Below are 9,713 nucleotides of genomic sequence, written 5' to 3'. Positions count from 1 at the left end.
ACCTCCAGCGCGGCGGCGCGGGTGCGGCCGATCAACGCCTCCAGCGACCGTTTGCCGGCGCTCGTCACGTGCAGATCGCGCGCGATCGGATAGACGAGAACGGGCGCGTGGCGCTGGTCGCGGAGCATGATCGGCCGCTCCCAGCAGAAGTACGACGGCACCAGCACCAAGCCTTGGCCGTGCAGGTGGACGTCGCGCTGCGGGAAGCGGGACTCGATCGACAGCACGGGCGGTGCCCACGAGATCGTCGGGTGCAGCGCCGAGAGCACGCCCTCGCAGCCGCCGTCCAGAAAGGAACGCGCCCGCACCGCGCGGTCGGCGTCCACCACGGCGCGCACGTCGTCCCAGATCGGCGCGAGCGCGTGCCCGGTAGTAGGCGCGCAGCGCCTCGCCGAGCGAGTCCAAAGTGGCCACGTCGCCGCTCGCCAACCGGTGTGTGCGCGGGTCGAGGCGTTGCTGGTGGTTGAGCTGCGCGAGGTCCGCGCGCAACGACTCCAGCGGCGTCGACAGCACCGCGTCGATGCCCGCGTCCACCGCGCAGGAGCCCGCGGTGGGTGTCAGGAAGTCGGGGGAGTAGCCGACCGGCGGCGCGAGCTGCATGAGCCAGCGCGTGTCGTCGGGCAACGTCGTCCGCACGTTCGCGCGCCACGTGCCGAACACCGGGGTCGCCGAACGCTGCCGCAGCACGTGCAGGCTCAGCAGGATCTCCCACATCGGGTCGGGACCAGCGGCGACACGCACCCTCGCCAGGTCCTCCGCCGTGAAGTGGACACGCAACACGGCAAGCAGAGTGGCACAGCGTCGCAGGGCTTGTACCGGGTTCGAGACGACTCAGGCGAAATGGTCCACTCCGCCCACTCTGCGTGGGTGTTCACGCGGCCATGAGTACTCCTACCTGGCTTTTTAGGACTTGGCCGAATGTGGTGGCGACCCTTTACCGCCTCCCAGCAAGCTGTCGCCGAGCGCCGCGCTGGGGTTCGGCGCCACCACTGAGGGGAATGAACCATGAAGCTTGCGAAGATCACAGGGGTGATGGCGGCGGCAGGCGTCGCGATGACCATCCTCACCGCGCCGGTCGCGCTCGCGGCGCCCGGCGAGACCGTCGTCCCGGCCGCCGCCGAGCTCGGCATCCAGGGCGAAGGCGTTCTGCCGCACGAGTTCCAGGTGCAGAAGACCGGCTACTGGTGCTCCGCGGCCGCCGCCCGCATCGCGCTGACCGCCCGTGGCAAGCGCGTCGAGCAGTCCACGCTGGCCTCCTACATGAAGGTCACGACCAACGGCCTGCCGAACATCAAGAACCTCGAGAACGCCCTCGACCACTACACCGGCTCGACCTACTACCAGGTCAAGCAGTGGTCGACCGACGCGCAGCTGCTGCAGAAGCTCAAGGCCGACGTCGTCTACAACGCCAACCGGGGCCACGCCGTCGTGATCAACGTGATCCGCCTGAACGGCCGCAACTACTCCGGCGGCCACTACGCGACGATCGTCGGCTACCGCGCCGGTGGCAACGAGTTCGCCGTGTCCGACCCGGCCTACGCGGGTGGCAAGCTCGCGTGGCTGAGCGCTTCCAACGTCTCGTCGGGCATCAAGCTCCGCCGTTACGTCGCCTGAGGTCCTCTGGCCGGTCGATGTCGGCACCGTCCGCCACGTCAGCGCATTCGACGTGGCGGACGGTGTTCGCCTTGAGGTAGTCCCGCGCGCCCTGATCACCCGCCGCCGACGCCATCACGCCCGCGAAGTGGTCGGAGCCGATCAGCACCGGATGCCCGATTTCGCCGTGGTAGACCGCGCGCGCCAGTGCTTTCGGCTCGGCGAGTTCCATCAGGCGGTGCAGGGCTGCGACGGTCACGCCGGGTGTGTCCACGGGGAGCACCACGACGGCGTCCGTGATGCCGATGGCGTGCAGGCCGGTTCGCAGCGACGAGCCCATCCCGGTTTCCCAGTGCGGGTTGTCGACGACGGTCACGCCGTCCAAAGTGGCCTGAGTTCGCACCTCGTCCGCGTTGGCGCCGAGGACGACGACCACCGGGTCGCATCCGGCGGCTTTCAGGAGTTCGGCTGCCGAGTCGACGAAGAGCTTGCCGCCCAACGGAACGAGGGCTTTCGGAGTGCCGAACCGGCGGCCGGCCCCCGCAGCTAGCAGGAGGCCGGCCACGCGCATGCGTTCAACCTAGCAACGTCTGGACCTGGTTCCCCGATCTGGCCAGCTGGAAGCCGAGTGCCATGCGAGACCGTGTTCCGAAGCGCTGTTGCAGATGCGCCATCACAGCGCGCACGGTGCGGCTGCTCATGCCGAGCCGGGTGGCGACGTGGTGGTCCGTGGCTCCGTTCAGCAGAAGTCCGATGACTTCGGTTTCCCGGCTGGTCAGGCCGTCGCGCTGCCGAGCGTTCTCGGAGAGCGTCTCGGCGTCCGACCACATCTGCTCGAAGAGTTGGCCGTACGGGGTGGAGAGCGGGCAGCGCAGCAGCAAGGCGCCGGTGTTGAGGTCGCTTGCGTCGAGCGGCAGGACGGCGCCTCGGTCGTCGAAGACCAGCATGTGGCGGGCCGGCTGGGTGTGCACGCGGACGTCGACGTGGTGCCGCGCCACGCGTTCGATCGTCTCGGCGTGTCTGGCGAGTGGCGGGTCGAGCAGCAGGCGTCCGCGTTCGGCGGCGTTGGTCATCAGGCCGAGCAACGCGCTGTCGATGCCGCCGCGGCTCGACAGCACGCCCCGGACCGACGTCGACCGGGTCAGGGGGGTCGAGCGTGCGCATCACGCAGGATCGGTCGTGCAGGACCTCGACGAATTCGGTGCGGTGATCCGCGCGGCCCGCACCCCGGCGGCACAGGCCTGCTCGGCACGATGTCCGATCAGCTCCTCTTCGCGTTCCTCGACCCGGCACGCGCGCACGGTGCGCAACGCCCCGAGCGCGCGCTCCAGTTCCGCGGTCATGTCGCCGACACCGCGCTGCGAGAGGGCTGAGCCGGTGACCAGGCAAACGACTTCCGCTTCCGGCAACTGCCGCAAGCGGCAAACGAGGTTTAGCCGAGGTGTTCGAGGAGTAGGGAGCTCACCGCTTCGGGGATCTCCTCGGGGATCCAGTGGCTCACGTCCTCGACCATCTCGAACCGGTACGGCCCGGTGCACCACTTCTCGGTCTCGAACGCGGCCACCGACCCGAACGCCACGTCCTCGGTGCTCCACACGTACATGGTCTTGACGCTGACCTTGTCCGCCGCGCCGTGCGGCTTGCCGGCGCGGTACCAGTTGAGGGCGGCCGTGAGCGCGCCCGGCTCGGACAGGCGCTGGATGTACTCGTCGACGTGCGACGGCCGGATCCGGTACTCGAACATCTGCTTCAGCGCGTGGGCGTTGTTGTCCAGCATCCGCTTCTCGGTGCTGCGCTCCCGCCAGTCGAGCATGTACTGCGACCGCATCCGCTGCTCCTCGTCGGTCTGCAGCGCGGTCTTGAGCGCTCCGGGGTGCGGCGTGGAGAAGACGGAGAGCGTGCGCACTCGGTCCGGGTGTTCGATGGCGGTCCACCAGGCGACGGCGCCACCCCAGTCGTGGCCGACCAGGTCGAACGTGGACCAGCCGAGCGCGTCCGCCATCGCGATCACGTCGCCGACCAGGTGCGTCACCGTGTACTCGGAGGACTGCTCCGGCCGCACGCCGGGGGAGTAGCCGCGCTGGTCGGGGGCGACCGCGCGGAAACCGTTCATGCCGAGCACCGCGACCTGGTGCTCCCACTCGATGGCGGCCTCGGGGAACCCGTGCAGCAACAACACCGGGCGGCCGTCCTCGGGGCCGGACGCGATGGCGTCGAAGGTGCCTGCCTCGGTCGGGATGCTCACGTGCTCGATCACAAGTTCGAACAATACTGCCGTGACCTGGCTCTCAACGGGCGAGCGTCACCACCTCACGTACCCGCCTGCTCGGAGGCCGGGTTCCGGGCCGGCCACCTCGGTGTACAGAAGTTCGGCAAGGTCGAAAGACTGGGCCGTTAGGACCACGTCCTACCCCAAAAGGGTGCTGCTTTCCCCACCCGGCTGGTCTTCGTGGTCCTCTTGGAAGCAGGCGGTATCAAACGGCTCGCTGCGTTCTCTTCTTCAGTGAAGCCCCTAGTGTCGCTGTAGTGGAGGAGGTCGCCGGGATGGTCCAACCCACAGCCGTGCGGACCGGTGGCGGTGTCGGCGTCCTCGTCGCGGAAGACGCAGTGGACGACTGGAGCCGGCCAACGGTGCCCATGCGCCGTCGGGTGCGCCAGGCACCGGTCTCCAGTCAGTGGCTCGCCGAAGCCGAGTTCACCGACCTCGTCGATGCCGCTCTGGACGGAGACAGACGGGCGGTCGAGCACCTGCTCGGCCGGATCCAGCCCTTGATAGTGCGTTACTGCCGCGCACGGGTCGGCGGCCGCGAGCGGACCCTGGTCTCGGCCGAGGACATCGCGCAGGAGGTCTGCGTGGCGGTGCTCGGCGCGCTGTCCAAGTACCGCTACGAACCCGGTTCGTTCCTCGCCTTCGTGTACGGCATCGCCGCGCACAAGGTCGCCGACGCCCGCCGCCGCGCCGTCCGCAACCGCGCAGAGGTCGTGCCGGAGCTGCCGGACTGCCCGTCCCTGGACACCGGGCCGGAGCAGCACGCGGTCAACGGCGAGATGATGGCCCAGGTCACGCGGCTGCTGCACAAGCTGCCGGCACGCCAGCGCGAGATCCTCGTGCTGCGGGTGGCCGTCGGACTGTCCGCAGAGGAGGTCGCTTTGGCCGTGGCATCGACGCCGGGTGCCGTGCGGGTGGCGCAGCACCGTGCGCTCACCCGGATGCGGGAGATGATCGCCGAGGAAGGCTAGTTGGCGGCGAGGTCTTGTCGGCAGGACCGAACGGGGAGTGTCCTGCACCGAGACGAGCACCTCAGGACCCCTGCGCAACAGGCGTCCTGAGGTCGGTGAACACCGCGACCACGGCCGTGACCAGGATCAACGCGCCGAACGCGAGCAGTGCGACCGCACCACCGACGAGGTCGGCGACGAACGCGCCGACCACCGGTGCGAGCGGGGTGAGCGCTCGGACGGCGAAGTTCAGCACGGCGTCCGTTCGTCCCATCAGGTCGTCGGGCACCATCGCCGTGAAGACCGCGTTCACCGAGACGTTGAGCAACGGTGTCGCGATCGCGGTGACCATGAGCGGCACGAACGGCCACCACGCGCCGAACGGGAGCGCCATCGCCAGGTTGCTCGTGCCGAAGACGAAGAGCACCGCGACCACGAGCCGGCCGGGCGTCACGGTGACCCTCGGCGAGACCAGCGCTCCGAGCACACCGCCGACGCCGATGCCCGTGAGCACGAGGCCGACGAGCCAGTCGGGGCCGCCGCGTTCCTTGACCAGTGCGACGACCGGGATCATCGAGGCCATTCCGAGCAGGTTGAGCGTCACGAAGATCGCGACGAGGTTGCGCAGGCCCCGCTGGTGCCAAAGCCAGGACCAGGCTTCGCGAAGGTCCTGGTGCATGCGCTGACGCGGCCGTTCTCCCACCCGAGCCGGGATCTTGGCGAACCACGCGCAGACCGCGGCGACGAGAAACGACACGGCGTCCCCGATGAACGGGAACGCGCGCCCGAACCCGTAGAGCAGCGCACCGAGAGAGGGTCCGGCGAGCCACGCGACGTGACCGCGCGCCTCCTCCTGGGCGAAGGCGGTCTTGAGCTGGTCGGGGTGCACGACCGCCTTGATCGCGGTGGAGCGGGCGGGACCGGCGAACGCGGTGCAGACGCCGTCCACGGCGGCCAGTCCGAGGAACAGCGGGATGGAGTTGAGGCCGGTGACGACGTTGGCCGCCATGGCAGCGACGGTGACGGCCTGCGTCGTCTGGCTCCAGATCAGGACCTTGCCGCGGTCCCAGCGGTCCACCCACACGCCGGCCGGCATCTGGGCGACGATCAGCGTTGCCGCGCGCACGCCCGCGATGACGCCCGCCCAGAAGTACGACCCGGTGACGGCGAAGATCAGCAGTGGCATCGCGTACGTGGTGAGCTGCGTGCCCAGTTGCGAGACGGCGCCGCCGAACCAGAGCAGCTGGAACTGGACGTTTTTCCTGAGTGGAACCCCCATGAGGATCGTTTCTAACGCATGATCGCCGGTCGCGGGTGGCAAGGTTTACGCATGACCGACCCGGACTACGACGTGTTGCTGACGGGCACCGTCTTCCTCGACATCATCTTCACCGGCCTGCCCCGCCCGCCGGCCGCGGGAACGGAGGTGTGGGCCGAGGGGCTCGGGTCGTGTCCTGGTGGGATCGCGAACCTCGCGGTGGCGCTGCGCAGGCTGGAGCTGAAGACCGCGCTGGCGGCGGCGTTCGGTGAGGACGCGTACGGCGACTTCTGCTGGGACGTGCTGGCCGACCAGGAGGGGGTCGACCTTTCTTATTGCCGTCGCTTTTACGGGTGGCACTCGCCGGTGACTGTTTCCATGGCGATGGAGCGCGACCGTTCGATGGTCACGCACGGCCACAAGGCGCCGGTCGTCGCAGACGATCTCTTCTGCCCGCCGCCGTCGACGAGGGCGTGCTTCGTGCACATCCAGGCCGAGGACGAGCAGTGGGTGCGCACGGCGAAGGAGAACGGCGCGAAGCTCTTCGCCGACATCGGCTGGGACCGCACGGGGGCGTGGTCGCCGGAGCTGCTGCGCAGGCTCGACGGTTATGACGTGTTCCTGCCCAACCACGTGGAGGCACAGGGGTACACCCGCACCGACTCGCCGGAGGCCGCGGCGCGCAGGCTCGCCGAGCACGTGCCAGTGGTGGTCGTCACACGCGGAGGCGCGGGAGCGGTCGCGGTCGACGGCTCTACCGGCGAAGTCGTGGACGTGCCGGGACTGAACGTGGCGCAGCTCGACGCGACAGGTGCCGGTGACGTGTTTGGCGCCGGGTTCGTGATGGGCACTCTGGCCGGGTGGCCGCTGGAGCACAAGGTCCGGTTCGCGAACCTGTGCGCCGCGCTGTCCGTGCAACATTTCGGCGGTTCGCTGTCGTCGCCGGGATGGGGCGACATCGCCGTCTGGTGGCGGACGGTGAGCCGGCGGCCGGACGAAGAGCTGTCGCGGTACGGGTTCCTCGACGACGTGCTGCCCGACCACGCGGGCGTCGAGGTGCGGAGGGCTAGTCCGACGATCGGCCTGCGGTTGCTCCGGTAGGTTGAAAACAGTCGATCAGCGGACGCAACCTCACGGGCCTCCCGCGCGACTTATACGTAGGGAATCTCTGGGGTTTTGTTCGGAAGGAGTTGCGGGTTGTTCGCCGCACGCGCGTCAGGCTTGGTGAAGTTGCTGGGGTTGTGCCTGACGGCGGGCGTGCTCCTCGCTGCGATGGTGTTCCCGTTCGTCGGAGGTCTCGGGCTCGCGTCCAACCGCGCTGCCGACACCGTCGACCAGACGTCGGGTGACCTCGCGAAGGGTGAGCTGCCGCTCGTCACGACCATCACGGACATGAACGGCGACGTGATCGCCTATCTGTACGACCAGTACCGCGTTCCGCTGGAGTCCAACCAGATCTCGGACACGATGAAGGCCGCGATCCTGGCGATCGAGGACAAGCGGTTCTACGACCACCGTGGCGTCGACTGGCAGGGCATCGCCCGTGCCGCCGCCAAGGCCGGTGTGGACGGTGGGGCGACGCAGGGCGCGTCGACGCTCACGCAGCAGTACGTGAAGAACTACATGGCTTTCGTGCTCGGCGCCGACAACGAGCAGGAGGCCTGGGAGAAGGCCACCGAGGCGACCATCGGCCGCAAGATGCGCGAGGCGCGCGTGGCGCTGCAGCTCGAGCAGCAGATGACCAAGGAAGAGATCCTCACCGGCTACCTCAACATCGTGCCGCTGGGCAACCAGACCTACGGCGTCGGTGCCGCGGCCAAGGCGTACTTCAACACGACCGCCGACAAGCTGACCGTTCCGCAGGCCGCGCTGCTGGCCGCGATCGCGAACCGCCCGTCGTCGCTGAACCCCGGGGCCTCCCCGGAGAAGGCGCTGGAGCGCCGCAACATCGTCATCGACAAGATGCGCGAGAACAACGCGTTCGGCACCGACCAGGTCGAAGCGCAGAAGAAGGCCGAGGAGTACAAGGCCGCGCCGATGGGCGTCGTCGAGAACCTGCAGATCCTGCCCAAGGGCTGCGTCGGAGCCGGTGACGGCCCGATCTACGGTTTCTTCTGCTCCTACCTGCTCGACTATCTGCGCGAGTCCGGCGTCACCAACAAGCAGCTGCAGCGCGGTGGCCTCACCATCAAGACCACAATGGACCCGAAGGCCACCAAGGCCGCGAAGCAGTCGGCCGAGCAGCAGGTCCCGAAGACCCAGAACGGCATCTCGAACGTCATGTCCGTCGTCGAGCCCGGCAAGGACAAGCACCGCGTGCGCGCCCTCGTCGCCTCCCGCGACTACGGCAACAACGCCCAGCTCGGCCAGGTCGCTCGCCCGGTGCCCGCCGAGGTCCTGCCCTTCGGTCCCGGCTCGGTGAACAAGGTCTTCACCGCCGCCGCGGCAATGGAGAAGGGCATCATCGGCATCGACAAGGAGATGGCGGTCCCCGCCACCCACTACTCGCGCATCTACCCGAACGGCGGCGCGCCGTGGAAGGTCGAGAACGCGGGCAAGTACAACGACAAGATGTCGCTGACCCAGGCCCTTGCGCAGTCCCCGAACACCGGCTTCGTGATCCTTCAGGAGAAGACCGGCCTGGACAGCGTCGTGGACATGGCCTACCGCCTGGGCATGCGCGAAACCCTCCAGGGCGTCAACCGCGCCGGCGAACCCCTGAAGGATGACAAGTCCAACGGCCCGTCCCAGGGCGACTGGACGAAGCAGAACAACGCGGGCTCCTACACCCTCGGCCCCGGCGCCACCAGCGTCCTGGAACTGGCCAACGTAGCGGCCACGATCGTCTCCGGAGGCACCTGGTGCCCGCCGACCCCGGTGGAGAAGGTCCTCGACCGCTACGGCAAGGAGATCCCGCTCAAGGAAAAGCCCTGCGAGCAGGCCGTGAACACGGACCTCGCAAACTCGCTGGCCCAGGGCATGTCCCACGACACCAGCGGCAGCGGCACCGCCGCCGACGCCGCCCGCGGCTCCGGCTGGAACCGCCCGGCCATCGGCAAGACCGGAACCACCGAGGAGCACAAGTCGGTCGCCTTCATGGCCGCGACCCCGCAGTACGCGGGCGCCGTCATGACCTACGCCGACGGCAACCAGCCCCAGGTGATCTGCGCGAACCCGATCCGGTTCTGCCCCGGTAGCAAGCAGGGCGTGTTCGGTGGTCAGGTCGCGGCACCGACGTGGTTCAACGCCATGAAGGCGATCCACGAGGGCCTGCCGGTGGCACCGCTGCCTCCTGCCGCACCCAAGTACAAGTAAGAACTGCTCGGTCTCAGGGCCGCCGGACGCCAGGTGCGTCCGGCGGCCCTTTGCTTTGACCGGTGGAGGGTTCTTGGCTGCCGAGCACCCGCACGGCCCGCGAGTTGGTAGTAGGTAGCGGCGATTCGATCACGAGTTGGCGGTACTTGCAGAAGCCATAACCCAACCGCGAGGCCGAAGGCGAGCCGACCGCGAAGGCGCAGCCGAGCAGCTCTTCACACAGCCAGCTGGTGGGGTGGTCCCGTCACGAGTCGCGCTGACGCGTTGTGCCGCGCCCGAGGGGATAGGTCAAGTCGACACGCTTTTCGTCGACTTGACCTATCCCCTC

At 68.6% G+C, this 9,713-nt stretch carries 10 protein-coding genes and 1 pseudogene; 5 read left to right on the top strand and 6 right to left on the bottom strand.

What is annotated here, in order from left to right:
• Positions 1 to 338, bottom strand: a pseudogene (locus tag FXN61_RS43220) (transcriptional regulator); the annotation flags it as partial.
• Positions 339 to 406: 68 nt separating this feature from the next.
• Between FXN61_RS43220 and FXN61_RS43215 the strand changes: the two are divergent.
• Positions 407 to 577 (top strand): hypothetical protein, encoded by a 171-nt coding sequence (locus FXN61_RS43215; protein ID WP_167979634.1) that lies wholly within the window; start codon positions 407 to 409, stop codon positions 575 to 577.
• Positions 578 to 1,005: 428 nt separating this feature from the next.
• A complete protein-coding gene (locus FXN61_RS43210) occupies positions 1,006 to 1,614 on the top strand; it encodes a C39 family peptidase (protein ID WP_167979633.1) in 609 nt (202 codons plus the stop codon).
• Here the strand turns inward: FXN61_RS43210 and FXN61_RS43205 are convergent.
• From FXN61_RS43205 to FXN61_RS43190, 4 genes are all read right to left on the bottom strand, one after another.
• On the bottom strand, positions 1,589 to 2,164 hold the full coding sequence (locus FXN61_RS43205) for a nucleotidyltransferase family protein (RefSeq protein WP_167979632.1): 576 nt from the start codon (positions 2,162 to 2,164) through the stop codon (positions 1,589 to 1,591). The two genes, FXN61_RS43210 and FXN61_RS43205, sit on opposite strands and share 26 nt — an antisense overlap.
• Positions 2,165 to 2,168: 4 nt before the next feature.
• Positions 2,169 to 2,711: a helix-turn-helix transcriptional regulator gene (locus FXN61_RS43200; RefSeq protein ID WP_167979631.1), complete on the bottom strand. Its 543-nt coding sequence runs from the start codon at positions 2,709 to 2,711 to the stop codon at positions 2,169 to 2,171.
• Between the two features lie 45 nt (positions 2,712 to 2,756).
• A complete protein-coding gene (locus FXN61_RS43195; RefSeq protein ID WP_167979630.1) occupies positions 2,757 to 2,936 on the bottom strand; it encodes an ABC transporter ATP-binding protein in 180 nt (59 codons plus the stop codon).
• 89 nt (positions 2,937 to 3,025) lie between these two features.
• Positions 3,026 to 3,850, bottom strand: coding sequence for an alpha/beta fold hydrolase (locus FXN61_RS43190; RefSeq protein ID WP_167979629.1), 825 nt, complete (start codon positions 3,848 to 3,850; stop codon positions 3,026 to 3,028).
• A gap of 287 nt (positions 3,851 to 4,137) precedes the next feature.
• Here FXN61_RS43190 and shbA point away from each other — a divergent pair, with 287 nt between their 5' ends.
• Positions 4,138 to 4,833, top strand: a complete 696-nt coding sequence (gene shbA / locus FXN61_RS43185) for an RNA polymerase sigma factor ShbA (RefSeq protein WP_167979628.1) — start codon at positions 4,138 to 4,140, stop codon at positions 4,831 to 4,833.
• 61 nt (positions 4,834 to 4,894) lie between these two features.
• On the opposite strand, the gene FXN61_RS43180 is transcribed toward shbA, so the two are convergent.
• Entirely contained in the window at positions 4,895 to 6,091 is a 1,197-nt protein-coding gene (locus FXN61_RS43180) for an MFS transporter (RefSeq protein WP_167979627.1), read from the bottom strand.
• A gap of 51 nt (positions 6,092 to 6,142) precedes the next feature.
• On the opposite strand from FXN61_RS43180, the gene FXN61_RS43175 reads away from it, so the two are divergent.
• Both FXN61_RS43175 and FXN61_RS43170 read left to right on the top strand, forming a co-directional pair.
• Positions 6,143 to 7,171, top strand: a complete 1,029-nt coding sequence (locus tag FXN61_RS43175; RefSeq protein ID WP_167979626.1) for a carbohydrate kinase family protein — start codon at positions 6,143 to 6,145, stop codon at positions 7,169 to 7,171.
• 96 nt (positions 7,172 to 7,267) lie between these two features.
• On the top strand, positions 7,268 to 9,385 hold the full coding sequence (locus tag FXN61_RS43170; protein WP_246292932.1) for a transglycosylase domain-containing protein: 2,118 nt from the start codon (positions 7,268 to 7,270) through the stop codon (positions 9,383 to 9,385).
• The last annotated feature ends 328 nt before the right edge of the window (positions 9,386 to 9,713 follow it).

It is taken from the genome of Lentzea indica, assembly GCF_012184385.1.
Taxonomy (GTDB): domain Bacteria; phylum Actinomycetota; class Actinomycetes; order Mycobacteriales; family Pseudonocardiaceae; genus Lentzea; species Lentzea indica.
The sequence above is the reverse complement of the archived record's forward strand: the minus strand, read 5'-3'. Positions and strand labels throughout refer to the sequence as shown.